This window comes from Kothea flammea (assembly GCF_052161645.1).
Taxonomy (GTDB): Bacteria; Planctomycetota; Planctomycetia; order Pirellulales; family Pirellulaceae; genus Laterigemmans.
In genome coordinates, this window is record NZ_CP197414.1 from 5,427,684 (window position 1) to 5,450,545 (window position 22,862).

Genomic DNA, 22,862 nt, shown 5'->3' on the forward strand with positions numbered 1-22,862 from the left:
TTGGGCTAGCGCGTGGGTTGGCGGGCGTTTGCTCGATTGATGAGGGCTTGCACTTCCAGCGTTTCGGCGTTGAGCGTGAACTGTTGCATTTGCACGTTAAACAGGACTCTGCCGGTGTTGACCTCGCGGTTACGAACGACCGCGTCATAGTTGGGTGTGCCATCGAGTACAAACAGATCCTTGCTGCTGTCGAAAGCGGCCCGCGCGGCGGTCCCGTCAATCAAGCCGCGTGGTGTTAGGAAGCGGAAAGCGACTCCGCCGTCGGCTTGCAGTTCCCAAGCGGATGGGGCTTGGCTGGCCGTGGTTTGTTCACTCAAGTTAAAGCGGGGTGGAGGTTGGGGAGTTGGAGACGCGCCGATTCGCAAGCGTTCGCAGTCGATCGTTCCTTGGTTTAACTGCAATTGGGTCATGTTGGCCGCATCGAGTTGTTGGTCCCAATTTGCGACTGTCCCCAAACCGACGCGAACGCCGTTGAAGAAGGTCAGCTGTTGGCTTTGCAGGTCACCTTCGAGCCCATCGTTGAACATCAAGTGCGTGGCCATCAGCGAGCCGGGGGGAACCACGGTGCGAAATGGGCTCGACTCGTTCGCAGGAGTCCAAGCTCGATACCAGCCGGGGCCTTGGCCTTGCAACTGGGAAGTCTTTGCCCACATGTCGAGTTGGCGGTTCAGTAGCACGTGGCGAGCCACTAATTGGCCGTTGGGAGCGGTTTGGGTGGCCACGATCTGGACGGGTGCCCCTTCGCCGATCAGCGACACAACCTCGACGCCAGTTTGCCCGGCGGCGGTGGGATCGGTGACCGAAATACCCTGGTCAAGCTTTAGCTGCAGCAGCGGCGCGTGAGCGGTAATTTCCCAAACTGCGTTGGTATCGTTGGTAGCCAGTTTTCCGGACAGATAGACTTGATCGGAGATTCTCACGACCTGCCCGTCGAACTTTAGCTCGCCGCGGAATTCGCAACGGGGCGGTTGTAGCCAACGAAACGATTGCTGGTTGGTCTCGGGGACCACCGTCGAAGGCAGCTGAAAAGTACCGTGATCACGGATCACAACTTGGTTTTGACGACCATCGACGACGACTAGCGGGCCGCTGAAATAACCGTCTGCCATTTCGATCCGCGCGGGCGCGCCGGAGATTTGCACACGTTCTTGCCCGGCCCCGCTGATCAACCTCAAGGTGTCGCCCATATATAGCAAAGGTTGCCTACCGGCGGTGGGGGAAGTCAGTTCATGGGCCAGCGAAACCTGGCCTTCGACGCTGACGTCCTGCGAAATCAATTCGCCACCTTGCAGGACTAAGTTAGCATTGATGCGTCGGCCACCAAGAGTGGGGCGGGGCCTGGCGACTGGTTGCACGGCCAGAGTCTCTGCGCTGTTGGGACCGGAAATCCACTGCCGTTGCCGCGGTCCGCTGGCGGGGGTCAGCTGAGGTCCCAGCGGCTCTTTGGCTGCTGGATCGGAAACAATGCTGGCATTTCTCTGCACTGGAACGTGTTCAAAGGTGACAAACAGGTTGTCGGTACTGGCCGCCAGTTGGGGCGTGTCGACAAATACATGCTGCTCAGCCCAAAGTTTTTCCAGTCGCAGTCCGGGGAGCGCCGGTAGCGATTTGGCTGTGGACTCCGAGGTTGAGTTAGAGGTTGAGTCAGAGGGCTGCGAGGGCTCATTGCCAGCGGTGCCCAGGGGTGGAGATTGAAATACCAGCAGCAATTTGTCCGCCCCAGCGCTGCCGCCGTCGCGCATCGCCGCCTTGACTTGTCCCTCCAGCCACAATTGGTGACCGTTGTCTTGACGCAGCAGTCTGATGCTACGTTGCCAAGTCAATTGTCTTAGCATGACATCGGGTGAATCAACACTGAGCTTGCCCGCGCCGTCGCAGAGCATCGTTCCCAGTTCAGTCGGTCGTTGGGGGTCGAGCTGGTATTCAAAGCTGGGCAGCGACAACGCATGTCCTCGAAAACGAACCTGTACGGGTACATCGCTGGGGATCAACCTCAGACGTCCGGCGGTGACGTCAATATCCAGTTCTCCGGCCACCAGTTGACAATCGAGTGAAGGCATATCGGCCACCAGCGGCCAGCCCTTGGCAGTGATGCGCCGCAGGATGGAGCTGACTTGTTCGATTGCTCCGGCCGCGTCGGTTGTTTCAGCGTTAGTCCCTTTAGCGTTACTTGCTGAAGTGCTAGTTCCCGCAGTGGTTGCTCGAGATGTGCGTTGGCTGGCAGTTTGAAATAGCGAACTAGTTGCTTGCGATTTACGGAGCGAGGGATCGACCAATTGGACTTCGAGCGATTGGCAGCGAAAGGTGTCGACTTCGTCGGGGCGCCAACGGTGGGCAATTTCGACTTGTTCAAACAATCGCAGGGAGAAGCTGGGAAAGTCAAATACCAAGCGACCTTGGCAAGCGATGCTGATCAGGGCTGGGTCGGTGACCGCGGGTTGGTCGAGTGGTTGCCAGAGAGGTCCTGCGGGCAAGGGGATTGAAAGTTCGTCGAGGTAGATCAATTCCAAGGAATCGAGCACGGCCAGCGGCGTGTCGGCGTGGGGGCTGATTGTTTCCCCGCCAGCTAAGTGGATCGTCAAGTCACGGCCCCGCAGCCGGGCGCCGCCGAGTTGTAGATCGACGGCGTCGGCGCTGCGGATTTGACGATTATCGATTCGCACGTTGCTGGTTCGCAGATCGATCGCGTCGCGTTGCGGGTCGTAAGGTAGCTGGCGATCCTGAGGTGGTTGCCAAGTCGAGCTTCCACCGCTGGGATGTGCAGCCAGGGTTCCGGGCATGCTATAGATGTGGACATCACCGATCAGCTGTCCCCCTTTGACCTCGGGATTACTTCCCGACAGCATGCTGGGGGCTTCGATGAATTCAATCACGGCTCCCTCGGGCGCCTCCATGATAATCGGTCCGCTTGCCTCGGCACCGTTGTCGCGACGCTTCCCGGCGGGATTGCCACGCAAGATCACGGTTACCGGCGCGACCTTCATTTGATCGGGGCGAGCCTGACTCCAAGACTGGAAGAGCAAAGTTCCCCATTCGGCCTGCAGCGTTTTAGGCTCATTCAACTGCCACGAGCCGGGTGGGAAAATGCCAGTCAGATCGGGCCCTTTGGAGACCTTTTCTTGATCGCGCACGGCAACCGTGGGAGTCGTTTCCGGCGTCAACCAAGGGACGACCGTCAGTCGATAGCCACCCGCAGCCACCAAGCAGATTGCCAGTGCAATGAAATAATCAATGATGGGTCGGGACATTGGCAAAGTCTTCCCATTGGGCTTTGGCCTTTAGTATTCGTTCAATCGCTTCCCGAACCGCGCCCTGTCCCCCGGCGAGACGTGTTGTCCAGCGGGCGCCGCGCCGCACATCGTCAGCAGCATCAGCGACGGCGATTGGCAAAGCGACTTGGCGCATCACCGCCAAGTCGGGCAGATCATCTCCGATGTAGGCAGTCTCCTCAGCAGTCACACCCAACAATCGCATCACTTCGATCGCCGCAGTCCATTTATTCGGCACTCCTTGGCGAACGTGTTCCACACCCAGTTCGGCAGCGCGAATTCTTACCACTTCACTGGTTCGGCTGGTAATGATTGCGAAGTGATAGCCAGCTTTTTGCCAAAGTTTGATCCCGAGACCATCACGCACGTGAAAGCACTTGGTCTCGTTACCGCGATTATCGTAGATGATCCGACCATCAGTCATCACGCCATCCACATCAGACAGCAGAACACGTATTGGGCGAGCAATTTGATCGTCATGTGCCATTGCCGGCGATCACTTTCTCGGGAGGCGTTTTTTAGGAAGCAGCAGTTAACGACGGGAGTGGCTTTAAGATGAGGGAGCGTGGAGCGGTAAAATCGCTGGCGTTGGTTCATCGATGGCGACGATATCGGTGATGTCCAGCAAGCCTACGGGACGTCGCTGGGAATCGAGCACCGGTAACTCGCTGATTTTACGTTCGGCGAGGATCTCAATTGCCGTAGCCAGCAGGCTGCCGACAGGGATCGTCTGCACTTGCCGCGTCATCACCTCCGCGATGGGTGCATCGAAGGCTTGATAGCGACGGGTTTCCATTAGGCGTGCCAAGTCACTATCGGTGAACAGGCCGCTGAGCTGACCGTGATCGTCGACCAGCATCACCGCTCCGCTTCGTCGTCCGCCGCTACTTGAATTGCTGAAGACGTCGCGCACGGTTGCTTGCTGACTTGCGATCCGGCATTGGGCTCGTGGTCGCATCCAATGTTCCACGGGCGACAATTTCCGCCCCAGCGTGCCGCCGGGGTGAAACCGCGCGAAGTCCTTCGCGGTGAATCCTTTGAGTCGACTGGCAAGCAATGCCACGGCATCGCCGCTGGCCAGCATCAGGGTCGTGCTGGTGCTGGGGGCTAATCCCAACGAGCAGGCTTCGTTCACTTGGCCGATGGGGATCACGGTATCGGCCCAACTGCCCAGCGGATTCGCGGCCGAGTTGGTTGTGGCCAGAGTACCCGCTGCGAGAGATTTCAGCACAGGCAGCAAACGCAGCACCTCTTCGCTCCGCCCACTGTATGAGAAAACCCAAACCAGATCTTGCGGCCCCACGCGTCCTAAATCGCCGTGAATCGCCTCGGCAGGATGGAGGAAATGAGCGGGCGAGCCGGTGCTGGCCAGGGTCGCGACGACCTTCTGCCCAATTAAGCCCGCCTTACCAATCCCCGTAATGACTACTGCACCGCGGCAAGCTGCGATCTGTTCGGCCGCGATCACAACGGCCTGACTCGCTGTTGCCGCAAGTTCTTGGATCGCCGTCGATTCGGCCAGCAGCACTTCACGAACCAAACGCAGCCGCTCCAATGCAGTCAGGCCATTCGGTTGGGGTTGGTTCGCAAGCGAACGAGCGGCAGCAGCCGACATACGGTACCTCGCATCCATGCGGGAACGGTTTTCAGACGGGGCCCAAATAAAGATGGGCAGCGTAGGTTACTCGGCTGGCCGCCCTGGAGCAATGTTGAAATAGCGCCCCGCGCGTGCCATAAGCAACGAAATCGACAGGCTCGCGGGGTGTAACCGGAAACCGACGAAACCGACGGGGACAGGTACCGATGTGAACCGACGGGGACAGGTACCGATGTGGCAAACCAACGGTAAGCTGCGGAGATGGAGAACACTGCGCAAACGGGGGGGGGGGGCTGCTTGGACAATTAAAGCTGCGAGCTTACCCGCAAAACATCAGCGAGCCCTCTTGTCGCCGTTCAACTGTTAACTGGATAGATTGTCGGGAGTCGAATTCCCTCTGCAGTCCCTCGAGTTGCTCGGACAACTGTGCAACGCTGTGATTCAGTAGCATGTCATCAGGTTCTACCGGTATCGATAGGATCCGTTGCAGCAGCTGTATTTGACCTGCCAAACGTCCTTGCTTCCTGCCTTTTTCGATACCCATGCGTTCAATCGATGTAATATAAGGCATCTTCTCTTCCTGTTCGAATTTTTCTAGCTGGTCCCCTGAACTGAATTTGTAGGTCTTTGGGCAATTGCATCATCCTTTCAAATACGCGGAATAGTTTTCGTACACCTTCAGGCGACATCCCTCGCTCGCACAGGGGTCGCAACAGCCTCAGTTTCCACTGGCAGCGGTTCTCGGGGGCATTAACCGTTTGCAGTGTCGTCAACTGCGCCGCTATCACAAAAGCAAACGGATTGGTCGCTTTTTCAAACTTCTCGATCGTTACGGCGTAGTCTATGAGTTCTACGATCGGAAATTGAAAAGAAAACTGGCACCCAAAATTGGACTCACCAAACCCGTCTGGCCGCCAATTGATGTCACCATCGCCCAGCAAGGCGAAGCTCACGATTTTCTGGTTGTATTTGTCACGAATACGGCAAAAGTAGACGAACATCCGTTCGGCGAATGAGGCGTCACGCTGGCTTTGCGTTTCAAGATGCATCAGCAAGCAGGCGACCGCACTGGAAAATAGCTTGACTTCAACCAATTTGTCGACAGTCCTTCTCCCGAGTGCCCCATGAGGAGCAATCTGCATCAACTCCTTGTCGAGCATCTTCGGCGGGCAGGCCCAATCGATGTTGGACGCCAAGTCCGTGAAACAGCATTGCATAAAAGGTTTGAAAGTAAGCATCTAAGGCTTCTTTCCAGGGACTGTCATAATCGGCCATGGAATTCTCCCTCGGGAAAGCCCCAGTTGGCCCAATTATACCCCGCCGAGTGCGCAAGCCCAGACGGTCTTCACCAAATTGGTGTCGCTCACTTGCTTGACATCGAGTACGAGGTCTCGTCCCCAACGAAGTCATCATGTGCTCTTGGCGGTAACCGATCGCCAGCGGTTACCCCAGTGCTCCGACGTCTCCCCCCACATATAAACGTCGCGCGGCTAGCAAGTCACATCAGTCCCAACCCCGATTCCTAAAAACGTGCCATCCCGTTCATTGATTATTTTCTGAAATTCTTCTTGCAGGGGGTTGGATATGCACGGAAATTCTGTAAAATTCAGGCGTACAGTTACAGTTGCTCCCACTTTCTGGAGGGTTTGCTATGCCTCGCGGTGCACGTTCCGCCGTTTATGATCCCACTCAGCACGGCGTCTACCACTGTTTCAATCGTACCACTCGCAGAAGCTATCTCCACGGCGTTGATCCGCTCACAGGAGTCGACCACTCACACCGCAGAGAATGGTTTCGCGGGCGGATGAAGTTTCTAATCGAAAAATGCTGCTTAGATTTACTTTCCTATGCAATAATGCCAAATCATTGGCACTGCGTTATTAGGAACCGACCTGACTTGGTCGAGCAGCTTTCCGATCGCCAAGTCGCCATCCGATGGCTGTCGATCACCTCGAGGAAACCGACTCGAGGAAACAATGGCGGGAAAATTCGGGAGTGTGAAATCGATGCGATCCTCAGCGAGCCCGAATATGTAAAGGCACTCAGGGTGCGGCTTTCCGACATCTCTTGGTTCGTCAAGCTGATGTGTCAGACCGTGGCTCGCAAGTGCAACATCGAAGACGAGTGTACAGGTCACTTCTTCGAGGAACGTTTTAAGCTGAATGCGCTCAAGGAGCAAGAGCACGTGTTGGCCTGCATGGCTTACGTTGATCTCAATCCGCTGAAAGCTCACCTTGTCGATTCGCTCGACGATCCCAACGCCATGGTTTCGATTCGCGAGCGGCTGGAGACGCTTGATGGGAGCCCAGTGGATTCGTCGGATTGGCTTTCGCCGATTGAATTGTTTGGGGAAGCGGACGGTTTGCAGGTGGCGGTCGTTAACGAACTGACGCTGGAGGAAGTGCAGGAGCGTCGCCGGCAGATGGAAGAGGACCTGGGTTGTTTGCCGATGACTTTCGCTTCTTACGTCAATTTGTTGTGGCAATTGGCGATCCAGGCGCGACCCAATTTGCAAAGCCATCCAGCGTTAACTGCGGAGCAGATGCGTGAGGTTTGTTGGCGGAGTGGCCAGCCGATTGATGTGGATGGATTGCGGGAGCAGATCGAGGAATTGCGTAGGCGGAGCAACGCTGACTTGGGAGGTCACGCGTTGATAGCCAGCATGAAATTTATGGCGGGCAACACGCCGTCGCAGAAAGACCGAGCTGTCGCTGGGCCGCTAGCCCCCAAATAGTTCGGCAGTCGCCCTCGGCCAGCGTCTAAATCTCACCGAGCATCCGGCGAAAAAAGAATCAGCCGTCGGTTGGGGCTGAGGGTACGCGCCGACCGTCAAAATTCGGCAAGAAAACTGGGTAAAATTGCTCGCCATCACCCAATCTGGCCCATCAAAAACCGCCGCCAACCCAAAATTCCCGCCGCTGGCCCCGTGCGAGCAAAATTAGCTTAGCGGGACCTGTCCCCGCACGCCCCCGCACACCGTCCCCGCACGCCCGCGCAGTAGCAGGACCTGTCCCTCCGCGGTCTTGGGTCGGCATTCTCTTAGTATCGTTGTACTATTTCGCAGCACTCGCGGTCACCGGATTTCAACTGGATCCCAGTTGGATCCTACTTTCCATTGGGTTTAACATGTTGGCAGCTGGTGCCTCCTCTCGCCTGACAACAAATGAGCACCTTTGTCAAGAACGAGTGGTACGCAACATTTGTGAAAGCAATCGACATTGACTTTCTTTAAAATACTACGGGCTCGATTTTGGATGGAACGAATAATATGGGAAAACTAACTTTATGGTTGGCGGCATTCGCCGTTCTGATGTTAGCGATAATAATCACGGCGTTCTGCTTTAATTATGATCCCTCGGTCATTCGTGTATTGCAACCGCCTGAGGGTCAGCTGTTTTTTCCATTGCCTCAGTCGGGGAACTGGATACTAACAGCCCAGCGAATCCCGGTTGTTCCGGCGGATCCAATCGAAGAACTGAAGATCAAGAACGGCCAGCTTCCAAGCCATACTGTTATCGGGCCGGTCGGAATATTTGATTTGCGGAAAGGTCGAAGAGTGGGTGGGCTCTTTGATGCTACTTGTACACTAAATCTTTTATGGACAAGATGTCATATATCTCAGGACGAGTCACTCCTGTCATTGACAATTGAATCGACGGACGGGTACCCAAATAGACCGTTCGCGATTTACGACTTGAATAACTTTTTTTCCAGTTCGAATCACAGGTCGCCAGTAACTACAGTTTAAAGCAGTCTCCTTTTCAAATTTCTGCGAATAGCGAGCATGTTCTATTCTGGAAGGTGCTGGATGCCCAGCAACGCAGCTTTGCGGCCCTGGCGTGGGAGCGCTCAACGAGGCGGGAGCGAATTCTTTTAGAAAGGCCTTATCCTTTTTCTGGTCGTATTTCCAACGCTGGCACTCGAGTTGTGCTGGAAACTGCCGACGAAATATGTGTTATGGATTTAGAACAGCCAGGGGCACCTGAAATCAGGATTCCGCAAAGTGTGGGAGAACATATTCAGTGTTTCACGTGGGCGCATGATGACGCATCGATTGTGTTTGCCACTAAAACGGCAGAAAAAGAAATTGCCTTTCGCAAATGGATTTTAGCCGAAAATATTTTCGAAACTCTATCGGTTTATGGAAAACATGAAATGATTAATGCGATTGAAATTGAGTTGTTCTGCAACGACAGGTATCTATTTATAGATGACGGATATTTGCCAAGAGTTCTTGATTTGAGTACGGGAACGCCTCGACAGGCTACCTACCTGCTCGAAAAAGCAACGCCGTTAGATGTCAATGCAAGGGTGATGGTTTTAAGGGATGGCGAGAGTGCCCGCATCTGGGATGTATCAAAACCAATCTCCAGTGCAATTCGCGTGGAGTTGAGCAGTGGGCCGCTAATGTACGAAGTTAACGTTGACCAATCTGTCGTCTATTTGGGAGGAATCAACCATCAGGACGGAGCGTTCTACCGGTCCAGTGACGGCAGAAAGATCGGGGCGGTAAAAACCGGATTCTTCTTCGCCCGGTTTTCTGAACTTACTGACACCTATTATGCGATTAAGAAGCAATCGTTTTTTCGGGAACCCTTGGTGGAGCAGGACAAGATTTATGAGATTCGCATCGGTGCTATCCCAGAAGCTAATTAACAAAAATTAGCACGACACCATCGTTACCTGTGGTTTATTTTGGTCCAATTTGCTGGGAAACAGGCGAGATCCCCTTTTAAGCATAGTGTGCCGCTGGAAAGAAACGATGTAGCTGGAAAACGGCGTCGCCGTCCCCAGTTTGAATCTGTCCCCTGAGGCCGCCAAAACCTTGCTCGCATAGGTCCAGTGATAAGGCTTCGCCGTTGTTTCATTGAAATACTCGATGAACGATCGACTTGACGCTTTTAGGAGGCGTCCGTAAATGAAACTACCTGAAACGCTATTTCTTCTTGGGTGGATTTCATAATTCCAGTCACCATGAAAGTCGTTGCGTTTTGTCCGTACTGTTTGCATCTTTGCATCGGTCACCTTGCGACCAGTCTTATAGTCGCCAGTATCGAGCTAGCAATGAACTTCAATCCCTTCGTTCGTGCGGGTCGAGCTTACCAGATTGACAACCACCTGATGTGATTCCAGTCGAACGCCCCACCAGTTGCGGGTGACGTGACGGATCTCTGATGTTCGATCTTGTTCTATTTGCTCGTGCCAGGTGGGTAGTGAAACACCTCCGCCGTCATCATGATTGCACGTGGCGAGCGATTGTATTTGCATGCATTTGCTGCTGGGCCGGTCAGGATTGGCGATTACGAAGTTGCTTTTGCAAATCGGCAAGCATACTGGAGAGCCAAATTAGCGGGACCTGTCCCCGCCCGTTCGGTGCAGCAGCGGTACCTGTCCCCGTGCGACGGCCCTTATCCCCGTGCGGCCCTTTCCCTGCGCGGCGGAATGGCCAGCCGATTGCTGTGGATGGGTTGCGGAAGCAGATCGAGGAATTGCGTAGGCGGAGCAACGCTGACTTGGGAGGTCACGCGTTGATAGCCAGCATGAAATTTATGGCGGGCAACACGCCGTCGCAGAAAGACCGAGCTGTCGCTGGGCCGCTAGCCCCCAAATAGTTCGGCAGTCGACCTCGGCCAGCGTCTAAATCTCACCGAGCATCCGGCGAAAAAAGAATCAGCCGTCGGTTGGGGCTGAGGGTACGCGCCGACCGTCAAAATTCGGCAAGAAAACTGGGTAAAATTGCTCGCCATCACCCAATCTGGCCCATCAAAAACCGCCGCCAACCCAAAATTCCCGCCGCTGGCCCCGTGCGAGCAAAATTAGCGGGACCGGTCCCCGCGCATTTGGTGCAGCAGTTGAACCTGTCCCTGCGCAGTTCCATCGACGAATACCATCCGCCGAATGAGCTTGTGCTGTTCCATGCTGAGCACCCCTGGATCCTCCGCCGCATCGAGAGCGAGATCCCAAACGGAATTATTCAGCGCACCGGCACCCCCAAGTCACCCCCCGACCCGAACCGCCCGCCCCCGTTTTCGGCTGCCACGGTGGTCCCCTTCTAAACTGCCACCTTTAAGTGTCGCGGCTTTTCATTGGATGAGGTATGCATTCTGAGTCTCAATCCACCAGCGAGAGTGCCAAAGATGGCGTTTGTATTCAAAAAAAATAAACGGGACCTGTCCCTGATCAAGATTGTCCCTGATCAAGATCTGACTTGTCAGGGCGTAATTCATTCTCTGCAATGTTCAGCCAAACTCCGTGCTTGGGGGTGTAATGAGATTCGATTCGGCTGACCAGGGCTCTGGCTCGTGACGGTTCGAACGCCTCATAGAAAGCGCCGATCGTGTGCGTGTTGAGATTGTCGCATACCATTAGTGCAGCATTTGGATTAAGCACTTCAGGATTTCCCGCGGCTAATCGACCGACACCAGCTCGACGACGAAGTGCAGGTTCGAGTGAGCCGGAATGGAGCCAGGAGAGCCGCGTTCGCCGTATCCGAGACGCGATGGCACCCACAATTCAATCATTCCGCCTTGACCTACGAGTTGCATTCCCTCGGTCCAGCCAGCAATGACATTCTGCAACGGAAAGGTTGTCGACTCGCCTCGCTCATAGGAACTGTCAAACACTTTTCCGTTGCTGAGCCAACCACGATAATTGACAGACACCGTACTGGCGGCTGTCGGTTTCGTGCCGTCAGAATCTCGCAAAATCCGATACCGCAACCCAGAATCGGTCTTCGAAAACTCGGTGGCGAAATCAGCATCCATCGCTCCAGTTCCAACCTGAAATTCGGGTCTATCAATAAAGGTGACTGGCTTCCACTTCCCGCTCTCGGCATCCGAAGCCGCTGGCGTGGAAGTAACGGCCGGGCTGGGGGCCTCATTGGAACGACAACCCGCAGACATTAGCGATACGCTCAAAAGACTCCATGGCAGCCAATTCTTCATCGGTGTCCCAACGCCCCATTCTCGAGTACCGCCATCTATCCAGTCCGCAGATGGAAGCATCCTAAGCCCCCATTTTTCATCCGGGAGGGTAGCGATTTGCCAATTTCAACGAAAGTCCATTGTGCTTACTACCTTACTAACGTTTTTCAGATACCGCTGGGGAAATGTACCGACGTCGATTCCCGAAAAATTGCTTCGAGATCTACCTTAATTCAAGGTTCAAAATTGGGGACTAGCCCTCAATCAAGCGAAGCTTGATTTTCATTTTGTTTAGAAACTCGAAAACCCTCGGCGTTTTTCGCGTGTATTAGAGGTTATCAAGACTTCAATCCACGCACGCAAACGAGGGTTTCGAGTGAACTCCAAAATACGCAAACAACTTCAGCGACGCAATCGAAAACTTCGCAGGAGACTGTCCGTCGAACACGGAACCTGGCAGTCGCCTATGATTCGGCCAGCCAGCACCAAACTGGAACTCGCCGAGCGACAACAAGCCGTCACCTGCGGCGGTATTGCCGCCATCATGCAGCTGATCAAAACAGTCGGACTTCGTGATTCCATCAATCATGCTGCCAATATCTTCAAACTACATCTTCCCTACGACCAGGCCGACCACATCTTCAACATCGCACTTAACCTGCTCGCCGGGGGAACTTGCCTGGATCACATCGAGCATCGCCGCAACGACGAAGCCTATCTGGATGCACTCGGAGCGACTCGCATCTCCGACCCCACGACCGCCGGAGACTTTTGCCGACGGAACCATGGTTGAAACCTGCGGTGAAAAGAAGCAGGGCATCGGCATGAACTATAAAGGCCAATGGGGATACCATCCGCTGGTTATCACGCTGGCTCAAACTCAGAAAGTGCTGTACGTAGTCAACCGCGCCGGTAACCGTCCCAGTCATGAATCCTCAGCGTTCTTCTTTGACTTGGCGATTGACCAGTGCCGCAAAGCGGGCTTCCGAAAGATCGTCCTTCGCGGTGACACCGATTTCTCGTCTACCGAGCATCTGGATCGCTGGAACGAAGACGGGGTGAAGTTCATTCTTGGTTTTGACGCCAACAAAAAGCTTACCGGCATCGCTGAAAACTTGCCAAAAACCGCGTGAAAACCGCATCAGCGCAAATCATTGCCAACGCCACCAAAGAAAGCCCGAGCTAAAGGCGACAACGCCAAGGAGGCCTTCGTGGTGGCTAAGGGCTATGAAAATCAAAAGCTTCAAGCGGAATCTTACGCCGAGTTCGATTACCGTCCGAGCCAATGCAAACGGTCTTACCGCATAGTCGTGGTGCGCAAGGAAATCGATGTCACCAGCGGGCAGCAACTGCTGTTCTCCAAAGACAGATACTTTTTCTACATCTCCGACGAAACCGCAGACGAGGCTCCGGCACGCGAATTGATCTCCGCTGCCAATCGTCGTTGCAACCAGGAGAACACGATCAGCCAGTTGAAGGCTTGCGGCGCGTTGACTGCACCGCTGGACAACCTGGCCAGCAACGGCGCGTACATGTTATTCGCTTACCATTGGCTTTGGCGTTGAAGTTGTGGAGCGGCATGATGATTCGCGTCAAAGGGAATGAACCTCAAAAGCGGGTTCGTCGCGAGACGCGTCTACGGATCATCAAGATGGAATTCTGGACTTATATGAATTCGCTGATATTGCTCCCGGCGCAGGTCATTCGCACATCTCGGCAGCGCGTGTTTCGCCTGCTGACTTACAGGCCCAGCGTCGACTTGTTATGGACGGTGCACGACCATGTTTCGATGCCGCTAAAATGCTGACGGAACTACCACCGATGAAGCTGAAGCCTGGATGCTTCAGTACCGCCGCAAATAGCTAACCCCCGAAAATCCTCGCCAATGCCTACTCGATCACTATCCGACGCCAAGCGGGCTCCCGGTGCGCCTCGACCACAAGCTAAAATCGAGCCAGCATTTCAACCAGCGGTCGCTTGATTGAGGCCTAGCGACTTTTTCTCCCAGTTCGTCCCAATCGCCATCGGCATTGAAATCAATTCAAGCATCCAGTCGTTGGCCAATGTCGGCTTGACCGACGCGCACCTCCATCGAGGCAGTTGTGTCCCCCGGCTGCATAGCAGGAATGGAAACGCCATCTTCATCCGAGCCATCAAGCAACGCATCGGGACCGGGCTGGCCGTCGCTTTTAAAATCACGTCCCGTGCCAAGCATCTCTCCTTGCGTCAAATGCCGTGCTCCACTGGCAGAGTGCAGCGTTGCATAACTATTTTGCAAATCTCCGTAGTCGGCATGGAACACCACGACGTTGTCCAACATTGCGCCATAGTCGCCCGAAACGTCCCCTACGGTAACGGCGATTCACTTGACCGGATCCGTAACCGGACTGGTTCCATTGCCATAAGGATTGCCGGCCAGATCAAAGCTCATGACGTAGGTGCGACCAACTTCGGTGGCGATGGCTTACGAAACACTCCCCAGCCTCGGTGTGCCGTTCAAGTCGACCGAGCGCAGCCCATTGCTGGCTGCGATATGAGTTTGCTGCACCCAGTCCACCGTGTCCTCTGCGGAGACTCCAGCGATCGTCCAACCGCTCAGGGCTGTTGAACCCTGTTGCAAGACGTAGATCGGCGCGGCATGACTGGGTGGCTCTGAGGGCGAACCAAGAAGACCTGCCAGACCTGTGTCGTCGGCAACTTCAAACTGCCGTTGAAAACCAAGTTGTTCACTTTACGCACGACGACATCATCGAGCGTCGGGCCGTAGTTGGAACTCGGTCCGGTGGTGTCAGGGGCGAGGCTGAGGAATTGCACCGTCGTCATCGGGTCTGTGGCGGCAAACTTTACTGACCGTTGTTGCCAATGCGGTACGAATGGGTCCCCTGATTGATTGACGGTCGGATCAAAGACCCACCCTCCGAAAAGACTTTCCTCCGGCCCAAGCCCTCGGAACGACAGCGTCGTCCATTCATCGACAACGACAAATTCCCAGCTCTTCTTCACCCAGCCAAGATCATTGGCCGTGGCCGCCGACGATAGCTTGTTTTCAAAGACTTGCGTTTGCCCTGCCGCGAGGACTCTAAGGTTTTCAGTGGCGGTTCGCGCAGGTACGGCAGGCGCTGCTCGTTCCCTCAGTCCTCAATTCCGTTGCAACCACGACGGATCAAATCGCACGTATTTCATGCTTTTGCCGTTGTCCGTGAAATAACTGTAAACAACGTGAATCTGGCCGTCTGTCCCTTGGATTACGGCGGGATAGTGAAAGGAGCCTCGCTCGGCTCGCTCCAGATGACGGGTCCACTTCCAGCTCTTTCCCTCATCGTCCGAGAGTGACACTGCCAAGCTATTGCGCCCCTTAGTGGTGTCGTTGTAGACCATGACCCACTGGCCGCTGGATAAACGAACACCGTCGATACCCGCTCCCGAGTTGGGGAGCTGGCTGCTGCTGACCGCACTCCAAGTCATTCCGTCGTCTTTCGATTCAGACAACCGGATTCGCTCGGTCATGCCATTCTCTCGCATATACGCGACCAACGTGCCGTCGTCGCGTCTTAACACTGTGGGTTGAATGTTTCCAAGCCCAATAATTGGTTGGCTGGCATACCAAGTGCCGCCATCGTCATCACTGATAGCCATGATCGAGGCGGAAAATGTGTCGGTGTAGAGCGGCAACAAGATTCGGCCACTCGGCAGCGTCGTCGGTTTGCAGCGCGGTTGCCAGCCCAAACGTTGATACAACTTTTGCCCCAACCTCACGCGAGCTTGCTGCAGTTCCGCTTCCAACGGCTCCGGCAACGGTTGGGGAAGCTGTTCCAAGGTGCGCTCGATCGCCGTCTCAGCTTGCTGGGCAAAGTTGTCTGGCTTCAACAAGATCAACCCTTCGCTCGACCATTCCGGTCCCGTTTCAGGGTCAAATGAAATCGCCGTCTTATAGCGGGTGATGCAGGATTCCCAACTGTTGGCAATGATGGTTGGCCAGAACAAAAACAATTTACCCGACGCACTCAAATGCATGCTGGTGTTGCAATCAGGAAATCCTTCCTGGTCGGCAATCACGCGAGGTTTACTCCAACTCTCTTTGCTTGCCAATTTCCATGATCCCATAATGGCAACATCATCGGCTGTGCGCTCACCAGAGCCGCGGTACCAGCAGACAAATAAATCATGGTTTGGATACTGCACGATGCTCGGCGCATGATTGTGTTGCTGATCAAGTGGAAAGATCAATTCAGCAACTTCAGGCTCAAGCGAACTTGTATCGGCGGCGATGATCGTCGACCAGCCGAAAAGAATAAGAAATAGGCCACAAAGGCGGCGCAAACGGAGTCGAAAATACTGGCAATACAACATCGAAATCGCCATGGTGTGAACAGCGAACCAAGTCCGAAAGAGGCCGACAAACTCTGAACGCAGTATGACGTAAAAAAGCACGGATGTCAAAAAGAACTGGACCCTGGCGAATTCCGGATGAATCCGGTTTGTTGAATGACTTATGCGGAGATGCCAAGCAGCCGAGACCTGCGATTGCTCAGCGACAACTGCCGCTGAGCTGAAAAGAATGTCGATGCGCACTCACCAAAAAGCATTGGCGATGCGCTAGTTTTAAAGAGCTAATTTCTCCTGCCGTAAACAAGGTCTCCGTCACCAATCCAAATGAACGGCACGTTGCTCATTTGAAACGGCGAAAACGCCAACATCACTATGCTGCCACTTTCGAGCCGTCTAAATTTTCCAGTGGAATCCTCAACAACTGGTGTAAAGTCGGCGACCCAGCGAATTGTTCCTTCGACGGGCAAGATCTCAATAAATCCTTCGAAGAACATCGCTAGCTTTCTGCGATTCGCGGCGATAAATGTCGAACTCCCACTGAACGGGATTAGCAATTCCTCGCCAACGGGCTAGTCAGAAAGAAATTCCTCATCAAGGTCAATTTGAACCGTGTTAGCATCACTGGAATTGAGTGATGGTGAAGTGTAACGACCTAATTGAGTTGCAATACCGAAAGTCTGCCAGACTTCTGGAGAGGGCGAAGACGGCAATACGGGAACAAACCCTCCGCCAAAGATTTTCAAAGGGGTGGTGAGCCGTCCCTTGCGGGGGCCCAGGTTAATGTCGCCTGCCAACGTCCACTTAAACTTCCAAGTGGCATCGGTCAATTTGAAAGGAGCGTTAATGGCGACGACTCGCAATGGCTTGCGAGTCGGCCTTGCATTCTCGAAATCGCCGGCTCCGCCCAACACCACCGCATCCGCTTCCCAGATCGCAGTGAACTCATCGGGGTTACCTGTCGGCGTCAACGTGACGACGCCATTTTCGAATCGTGTCAGCAAAGTGTCGCCACTCGAAGCACCTGTCGCGATGCCGACATTGCCATCGAGTGTTGACTCGAACGTAGAGACTAAAGGGTTGTCGGTCGGCGTCACAACCACGCCACCCAAAGTAACATACCGCCCCAAGCGGGTACCGACGCCGGGTGCCACGAAAGTACCATCGGCTGGCGTGTACGCGCCAAAACCATCAGCATAGAACGGCACGGTCTGACCAACCGCCGACTGCGCAGTGGCTAGAAACGGTCCTATGACCGCAGCAAGAATCATAAACCCGTTTCGCAGAGCTCGCATTTTCGCCTTCCTCATTCATTGGAAACAACAGACAACAGACAACAGACAACAGACAACAGACAACAGACAACAGACAACAGACAACAGACAACAGACAACAGACAACAGATGGGTGGGCGACTGGGAACAGAATCTATCTTTCGCACTCCCCGCATCGCCACCGCACAGTTATGCGCAAAGTGATGTAGACGATTCAGGAAATTACAAGAAGAATTTATGAAGAAATCAGCAGTCGGGCGACTGCTCGGCGGGAGTCATCCGCCGTGGTGTGTCAAGGCGCGAGAAAACGGTACGCGCGTGCAGCAGATTGAATGGTAGGCGAATCCAGCGGGGTTACCTGGCGTGTCTCGCGAGGGTTATACTGTTTAGGGTCTCGGAGCGACTGCTGGTGGACCAAGTTTGATGTCGTGTCTTGCCGGGCGATGTCCAGCAATGAGACGATGTACCACGCGAGGTTACCTCGCGGGATTTTTCTAGGCCAGCGATTGATCGCGCGAGAGATTTTCCGGCTGCCGCAGGAACGGATCTCGCGCCCCACTCGGACCGGTTGGTAACAGCGTCGCCCCGAGACTCTTATCCTTTGTCGCCATGTCGAAGCGAGCCGTTCGCAAACAAGCATTTTGCCGCCTGATCGCGGCCGATCTTTCCTGCCGTTGGCTCGGCGCAGTTGGACCCATCGAGCGGCGACTGAGGCGTCTCACCGGCAGCCGCGCCGCTTGGGTAAGCAAACTTGCCGTGGCGATCGAGCAAAAATATGGCCGCAAAGGATACTGCTCCAAGGTGACGCTCCGTCGCTGGTTGCACAAACAAGCCGCCATCCACCAAGCCTTTGGTAGCCGCAAAACAATCCACATCAATGACTCGGCAGCAAGTGAAATTGACCGGCCCCGATACCGCTGGCCGGTGCCACAGGCTCAAGGCGATACCCAACTAGCCGATCTGCTCTGTTTGAAATCCCCGCGAGTTCTGGATTGGTTGCTGTTGCCCCACGTGCGACGCAATACAACGGTCGAGCATTACGACCCAAAATGGCTGCTCAGCAGCAATGGTCGCAAGCGAATAATCCACCAACCGCGCCCCGTGCTCAAGCGGGTGCAGCGAATCATTCATCAACACATTCTTCCCGCGATCCCTGTGCATGATGCGGCCCACGCTTATCGAGCTGGTCGCAGCGTTCACAGTTGTGCTCGGCAGCACGTCAACAAGTTCGTGGTGCTGAGGATGGATCTGCAGGACTTTTTTGGCTCGATCACTCGCCGCCGAGTTTCCGCGATCTTTCGCAAAGCCGGCTACGACCGAAAAACTGCACTAAGCTTAGGCCGGCTGTGCACCCTGCCAGCGAGCCCGACCGCAACCAATATACCTGCCCAAGAAACATATGCCCAAAGAATGCTCGCCCAAGAAAAAGTTGTTGAAACAACATTTGTCTCAACAACTTTAGATCGCGAATGCGTCGCCGAGATTGTGCCTAGCGACTGCCTACCGCTGGGCGCGCCCAGCTCACCGGCGCTAGCCAACGCCGTCGCTTTCCAGCTCGATCGAAGACTGGCAGGACTGGCGGGTTGCGTGGGAGCCGACTACACCCGCTATTCCGACGACCTCTACTTCAGCGGTGACGCGTCGCTGGCGGCGAAAATTGACCGGTTTGCCACGTCGGTAGCCGTGATCGTAATGGAGGAGGGATTTAAAGTAAACTTCCGCAAGACGCGAAAGATGTTCCACGGCCATCGCCAACAAGTCTTGGGGTTAACGGTCAATCAAGGTGTGAACAGCGACCGTCAAAATTATGAACAGCTGAAGGCAATCTTACATAATTGCCGAACTCGCGGATGGAGATCACAAAACTTGAAACCGCATCCGCATTTCCAACTGCATCTCCACGGGCGAATTGCCAACGTGGCGAGCGCCAACCCGAATCGCGGCGCAAAGCTGCTACGTGCTTATGAATGCATCGACTGGAGCTAGACCACGAAATGCTAAATCTAACTAAAATCCAACTACGAAGTTGTGATCAACAACCGCCAGACGCACCAACCGGTCAGCAACCCGCGGATGCTCCAGGCAATGGTGCGAATCCAATTCGACGCCACCAACCTGTTGTAGGCCGCCGCGTCAAACCCTAACCCCAAACGCTGGTGGCACGGAACTGAAACGAACGCGGTCGTTAGCCAGATGACGATGACGAGCGCCAAACCGAGCCAAAGCACACCCGTCGGTGTCTCGGTCTTGGTTGATAGCAGGACCAACCAGCCAGCCGAAAGTAATTCAACCAACATTGGCACGGCCACGATGGGAGTGATCAAGCGGCCATGATCGCTGGCGTAGCGGGGGAACTCAGTCTGCCCCACGCGATCAAACAATGGATAGTGAACTTGCTGGACCATCCAAATCAAACCCACCAAGTACCAAGTTGCGGCGAAATTCGTCAGCAGCAAAGTCTTTTCCATTAACCCAATTACTCCCCAGGTGACGTGCGACGCCCCAGCATATGCCGCAGCGCGGTTTCCAAGTCGGGCAGTTGAAATTCAAAACCGCTCGCTTGCAAAACGCTTGGCTGCACTCGAGTACTTGCCAGCAACAGCGCATCGGCCATCTCACCCAAAGCCAATCTCAAACCAAAAGCTGGCGCTGGAATCAGCGCGGGCAAGCCTGCCAGGCCGACGACGCGCCCCAGAATCTTGGCAAAGTCCCGGTTGCGGCAGGGGTCGGGGCTGACAAAGTTGACTGGCCCCACAATGGACAAATTCGCGAGACAGTGATAGACGGCACCGAGCAGATCATCCATCGCGATCCAGCTCCACCATTGTTCGCCTGAACCGGTCGAGCCACCCGCGAACTTCGCTGGCAGCAGCATTTTTGCCAAAGCACCGCCGCGGGGCGTAAGGATTAGTCCAAAGCGAAGATGCACCACCCGGATGCCCGCATCGACCGCCGGTTGACAGGCGGCCTCCCACTGCTGGGCAACCTCGGCCAGAAACGACTCGTCGGCGGCAGACTCTTCCGTCAACAATTCATCGCCCCGATCGCCATAGATCCCAGTCGCGGAGGCACACAGCAACACGCTCGGCGGTCGTTCCAGCGAAGCCAGTTGCTCGCACAATTGACGCGTTTTGATCACGCGACTGTCGCGAATCCTTTGCTTCTTGTCGTCGCTCCAGCGTCCCGCGGCGATCGATTCCCCTGCCAAGTGAATAACCGCGTCGGAGCCGGACAGTTTGCTCGCTTCCTCGGCTGATTCCCAAGCGGCGATCTCGACACCGGTCTCAGGGCTATCTTTGGAACCGGCGAGCGACTGGCTCGTCTGCCGAACAATGCGGTCGATTTGATGACCTGCCAGCTGCAGAAATGAGACAAGTTCACCGCCAACTAAACCGCTGGCCCCGGAAATTGCGATCCTTTGCGGAGCAAGGCGATGTCGGCAGAAGACCTGGAGATCATGCTCGGTAACCCAGTGCCGATAAGCAAACATTTGTATCAAGTCGCGACGAATTTTCGCCCCGCCCAGCAACCGTCCGAGCCCACCGAGGGGCAGCCGATAACGTATAAAATCGGTCATTCGGCTTTGCAACGTCGCGTCGCCCGCCGCTCCGTTGACTGGCAACATTTCGAAGCGATGCTCATGATGCCAGCTCGCAAATGGACCGCTCCGCTGCACATCCACGAACCTGAAGGGCGGATCATATTCGGTATGCTCGGCCCGCCAAGTTAATGGTATGCCGAATTTTCGCATTCGCAGCACCACCCGACTGCCCGGCTGGAGGCTGCCGTCTGATTGCGGAACCGTGATCGATTCCCAAGGAGGGACCAGCCGCTGCAGGGCGCCCGGTCTGTCGTGATACTGGAAAGCCTCTTCCTGACTCACTGGGAGATCCAGCGAGCGCTCAAAAACAAGATCATCACTCATGCGGAACGACTTTACGGGAAGGGGACTGGCAACGCCTGCTTACGCCTCCAAATCGGCCAGCTTGACGTCACAAGCCATTCCTCGCAATTTGTCGAGCGCACGCTTCTCTAACTGACGAACACGTTCCTTGGAGACACCCAAACGGTCGGCAAGCGCCTGTAAGGTTTGGACTTTACGGTGTGAACCTAGTGAAAAGCGAGCGCGAATAATAAATTTTTCTCGCCGGTCCAAATCGCCCAACATCACAGCCAAGCGACTGCGTAATTCGTGCCAGCGATGCTCGCTGATGGCAGGTTGACGTTCTTCATCGCTAACATCGAGCCCCAGCTCCTGCAGCCCCCCAACCATTTTGGACTTTTCTTTCTGCTTCAGCACGACGATGCGGTAAGCATTGCGACGAACGACCTGTGTCGCGTAGGTGCTGAAACGAAAACCGCGATCGTAGTCAAATTTCTCCACAGCACGGATCAAAGCCACGATGCCATCGCTGAGCAAATCATCAAAAGCGTTGTTTGCATTGACGAACTTTTTCACGATGGAAAAAACCAGTCGCATGTTGGCTTGCACTAAAGCATCCCGATGCCAATCCGCCAGGGCAACTAACCGCTCCACCAGTTCAATTCGTGTCTTACTGGGGCGATCGGGATTTAACCGAGCACGGTGCAGGGTGGCTTGATGTCGCAGAAAATTCATCCGCCGAAACAGCATTTTCTCCTGTTCGGGGGTCAGCAATTCGGCTTCACAGAGGCGGCCGAGATGGGCTGGCAGATCGGCCAACCGGAGGCGCTTCAGCACATTGCCGCCACCCGCAGCAACTGGGTTCAAATCAAGGGCTTCGGCAAAAATCGCCTGGGCAATCCCATTGCTGACGAATTCTGGATTGTTAATAAACCCGATTTCTTCTCGCAACCAACTTTTCGTGCGGGCACGTAATTGCGTTTCGTCGAGTTGGTCGAGATCGGCACGTTCGGCTAAATAAGCTGCCGTCGCTGCGGCCAATTCAGGATGTTTTAACCAAGTTGGTCGACGCAGTGCGGTTTTGGCGGCAGGTGAGGCGGAAGAAGCTTTCCTGTTCGTGCGTCCGCTCCGCGTGCCCGACTTCGTTCGCTCAGTTGCTGTGGCCATTCGTGTATTCCTGTCATGGAGCCAATTGCTGGCCTGCAAGATGGACGCCCCATCCCGAAAACCACTCTTTCGTCGCCAGTGAACGTTTCGCAACAGCAAATCGTTCAAAACGTTCATTTCTATTGATAACGAGCTGGGGCGAACGAATCAACTGCTCTGCTCCGAATTTTACCAAAAAAAGTTGCCGCCACATCATTACCTCGTTTTTTTTCGGCAATATTGTTCAAAAACGGACACAAATCCGGTCGCCGGTTGACTGGCGAGGTACAATAAGGTTGAATTTCGAAAACAGTCAAATCGTTCACTTCGAGCAACCGATAAAACGTTCATGACAAACCAGCCAATGTTTGATTGGCTGGTTTCACAGCGATTGAATGTCGCTGAGGACTAATTTTTTTTGGTTGTGCTCTCGTAATCATTGGA

Annotated in this window: 22 protein-coding genes and 2 pseudogenes; 8 read left to right on the forward strand and 16 right to left on the reverse strand. The window is 54.7% G+C overall.

Going from position 1 to position 22,862, the window contains the following annotated elements:
* Positions 1-5: 5 nt before the first annotated feature.
* From SH139x_RS20200 to SH139x_RS20220, 5 genes are all read right to left on the reverse strand, one after another.
* A complete protein-coding gene (locus tag SH139x_RS20200; protein ID WP_488351571.1) occupies positions 6-3,248 on the reverse strand; it encodes a hypothetical protein in 3,243 nt (1,080 codons plus the stop codon).
* Positions 3,229-3,756 (reverse strand): KdsC family phosphatase, encoded by a 528-nt coding sequence (locus SH139x_RS20205; RefSeq protein ID WP_488351572.1) that lies wholly within the window; start codon positions 3,754-3,756, stop codon positions 3,229-3,231. Before SH139x_RS20205 ends, SH139x_RS20200 begins: the two co-directional genes overlap by 20 nt.
* A 63-nt stretch (positions 3,757-3,819) precedes the next feature.
* Positions 3,820-4,884 carry a KpsF/GutQ family sugar-phosphate isomerase gene (locus SH139x_RS20210; RefSeq protein ID WP_488351573.1) on the reverse strand — a complete coding sequence of 355 codons (1,065 nt, stop codon included), beginning with the start codon at positions 4,882-4,884 and terminating at the stop codon, positions 3,820-3,822.
* 301 nt (positions 4,885-5,185) lie between these two features.
* Positions 5,186-5,437 (reverse strand): hypothetical protein, encoded by a 252-nt coding sequence (locus tag SH139x_RS20215; protein WP_488351574.1) that lies wholly within the window; start codon positions 5,435-5,437, stop codon positions 5,186-5,188.
* Positions 5,415-6,062 (reverse strand): hypothetical protein, encoded by a 648-nt coding sequence (locus SH139x_RS20220; RefSeq protein WP_488351575.1) that lies wholly within the window; start codon positions 6,060-6,062, stop codon positions 5,415-5,417. The genes SH139x_RS20215 and SH139x_RS20220 overlap by 23 nt, the downstream gene beginning before the upstream one ends.
* A 455-nt stretch (positions 6,063-6,517) precedes the next feature.
* On the opposite strand from SH139x_RS20220, the gene SH139x_RS20225 reads away from it, so the two are divergent.
* Both SH139x_RS20225 and SH139x_RS20230 read left to right on the forward strand, forming a co-directional pair.
* Entirely contained in the window at positions 6,518-7,600 is a 1,083-nt protein-coding gene (locus tag SH139x_RS20225; protein WP_488351576.1) for a transposase, read from the forward strand.
* 1,067 nt (positions 7,601-8,667) lie between these two features.
* The gene (locus SH139x_RS20230) at positions 8,668-9,522 is read left to right on the forward strand and encodes a hypothetical protein (RefSeq protein WP_488351577.1); all 855 of its coding nucleotides are present in this window, start codon (positions 8,668-8,670) and stop codon (positions 9,520-9,522) included.
* 270 nt (positions 9,523-9,792) lie between these two features.
* Here SH139x_RS20230 and SH139x_RS20235 read toward each other — a convergent pair.
* Positions 9,793-10,100: pseudogene (locus SH139x_RS20235) on the reverse strand (ISAzo13-like element transposase-related protein); the annotation flags it as partial.
* A 570-nt stretch (positions 10,101-10,670) separates the two neighbouring features.
* Between SH139x_RS20235 and SH139x_RS20240 the strand changes: the two are divergent.
* Positions 10,671-10,922: a hypothetical protein gene (locus SH139x_RS20240; protein WP_488351578.1), complete on the forward strand. Its 252-nt coding sequence runs from the start codon at positions 10,671-10,673 to the stop codon at positions 10,920-10,922.
* Positions 10,923-11,085: 163 nt separating this feature from the next.
* On the opposite strand, the pseudogene SH139x_RS20245 reads toward SH139x_RS20240, so the two are convergent.
* Both SH139x_RS20245 and SH139x_RS20250 read right to left on the reverse strand, forming a co-directional pair.
* Positions 11,086-11,232, reverse strand: a pseudogene (locus tag SH139x_RS20245) (IS630 family transposase); the annotation flags it as partial.
* A 41-nt stretch (positions 11,233-11,273) separates the two neighbouring features.
* Positions 11,274-11,768, reverse strand: coding sequence for an FKBP-type peptidyl-prolyl cis-trans isomerase (locus SH139x_RS20250; RefSeq protein ID WP_488351579.1), 495 nt, complete (start codon positions 11,766-11,768; stop codon positions 11,274-11,276).
* Between the two features lie 397 nt (positions 11,769-12,165).
* Here SH139x_RS20250 and SH139x_RS20255 point away from each other — a divergent pair, with 397 nt between their 5' ends.
* From SH139x_RS20255 to SH139x_RS20270, 4 genes are all read left to right on the forward strand, one after another.
* Positions 12,166-12,582: a hypothetical protein gene (locus tag SH139x_RS20255; protein WP_488351580.1), complete on the forward strand. Its 417-nt coding sequence runs from the start codon at positions 12,166-12,168 to the stop codon at positions 12,580-12,582.
* Entirely contained in the window at positions 12,575-12,922 is a 348-nt protein-coding gene (locus SH139x_RS20260; protein ID WP_488351581.1) for a transposase, read from the forward strand. Before SH139x_RS20255 ends, SH139x_RS20260 begins: the two co-directional genes overlap by 8 nt.
* 81 nt (positions 12,923-13,003) lie before the next feature.
* Entirely contained in the window at positions 13,004-13,354 is a 351-nt protein-coding gene (locus tag SH139x_RS20265) for a hypothetical protein (RefSeq protein ID WP_488351582.1), read from the forward strand.
* Positions 13,351-13,596 (forward strand): hypothetical protein, encoded by a 246-nt coding sequence (locus SH139x_RS20270; protein ID WP_488351583.1) that lies wholly within the window; start codon positions 13,351-13,353, stop codon positions 13,594-13,596. The genes SH139x_RS20265 and SH139x_RS20270 overlap by 4 nt, the downstream gene beginning before the upstream one ends.
* A 234-nt stretch (positions 13,597-13,830) precedes the next feature.
* On the opposite strand, the gene SH139x_RS20275 is transcribed toward SH139x_RS20270, so the two are convergent.
* From SH139x_RS20275 to SH139x_RS20295, 5 genes are all read right to left on the reverse strand, one after another.
* Entirely contained in the window at positions 13,831-14,109 is a 279-nt protein-coding gene (locus SH139x_RS20275; protein WP_488351584.1) for a hypothetical protein, read from the reverse strand.
* 275 nt (positions 14,110-14,384) lie between these two features.
* Positions 14,385-14,792 (reverse strand): hypothetical protein, encoded by a 408-nt coding sequence (locus SH139x_RS20280; RefSeq protein WP_488351585.1) that lies wholly within the window; start codon positions 14,790-14,792, stop codon positions 14,385-14,387.
* Between the two features lie 135 nt (positions 14,793-14,927).
* Positions 14,928-16,151 carry a sialidase family protein gene (locus tag SH139x_RS20285; RefSeq protein ID WP_488351586.1) on the reverse strand — a complete coding sequence of 408 codons (1,224 nt, stop codon included), beginning with the start codon at positions 16,149-16,151 and terminating at the stop codon, positions 14,928-14,930.
* Between the two features lie 248 nt (positions 16,152-16,399).
* The gene (locus SH139x_RS20290) at positions 16,400-16,612 is read right to left on the reverse strand and encodes a hypothetical protein (protein ID WP_488351587.1); all 213 of its coding nucleotides are present in this window, start codon (positions 16,610-16,612) and stop codon (positions 16,400-16,402) included.
* A gap of 75 nt (positions 16,613-16,687) precedes the next feature.
* Positions 16,688-17,410, reverse strand: a complete 723-nt coding sequence (locus SH139x_RS20295; RefSeq protein WP_488351588.1) for a hypothetical protein — start codon at positions 17,408-17,410, stop codon at positions 16,688-16,690.
* Positions 17,411-17,998: 588 nt separating this feature from the next.
* Between SH139x_RS20295 and SH139x_RS20300 the strand changes: the two genes are divergently transcribed.
* On the forward strand, positions 17,999-19,375 hold the full coding sequence (locus tag SH139x_RS20300; RefSeq protein WP_488351589.1) for a reverse transcriptase family protein: 1,377 nt from the start codon (positions 17,999-18,001) through the stop codon (positions 19,373-19,375).
* Positions 19,376-19,407: 32 nt separating this feature from the next.
* On the opposite strand, the gene SH139x_RS20305 is transcribed toward SH139x_RS20300, so the two are convergent.
* From SH139x_RS20305 to SH139x_RS20315, 3 genes are read right to left on the reverse strand one after another with little or no spacing between them, the layout of a single operon-like run.
* Positions 19,408-19,857, reverse strand: coding sequence for a hypothetical protein (locus SH139x_RS20305; RefSeq protein ID WP_488351590.1), 450 nt, complete (start codon positions 19,855-19,857; stop codon positions 19,408-19,410).
* Positions 19,858-19,865: 8 nt separating this feature from the next.
* Complete coding sequence (locus tag SH139x_RS20310) at positions 19,866-21,314, reverse strand: TIGR01777 family oxidoreductase (protein WP_488351591.1); 1,449 nt, start codon at positions 21,312-21,314, stop codon at positions 19,866-19,868.
* 39 nt (positions 21,315-21,353) lie between these two features.
* On the reverse strand, positions 21,354-22,439 hold the full coding sequence (locus tag SH139x_RS20315; protein ID WP_488351592.1) for a sigma-70 family RNA polymerase sigma factor: 1,086 nt from the start codon (positions 22,437-22,439) through the stop codon (positions 21,354-21,356).
* Positions 22,440-22,862: the final 423 nt, after the last annotated feature.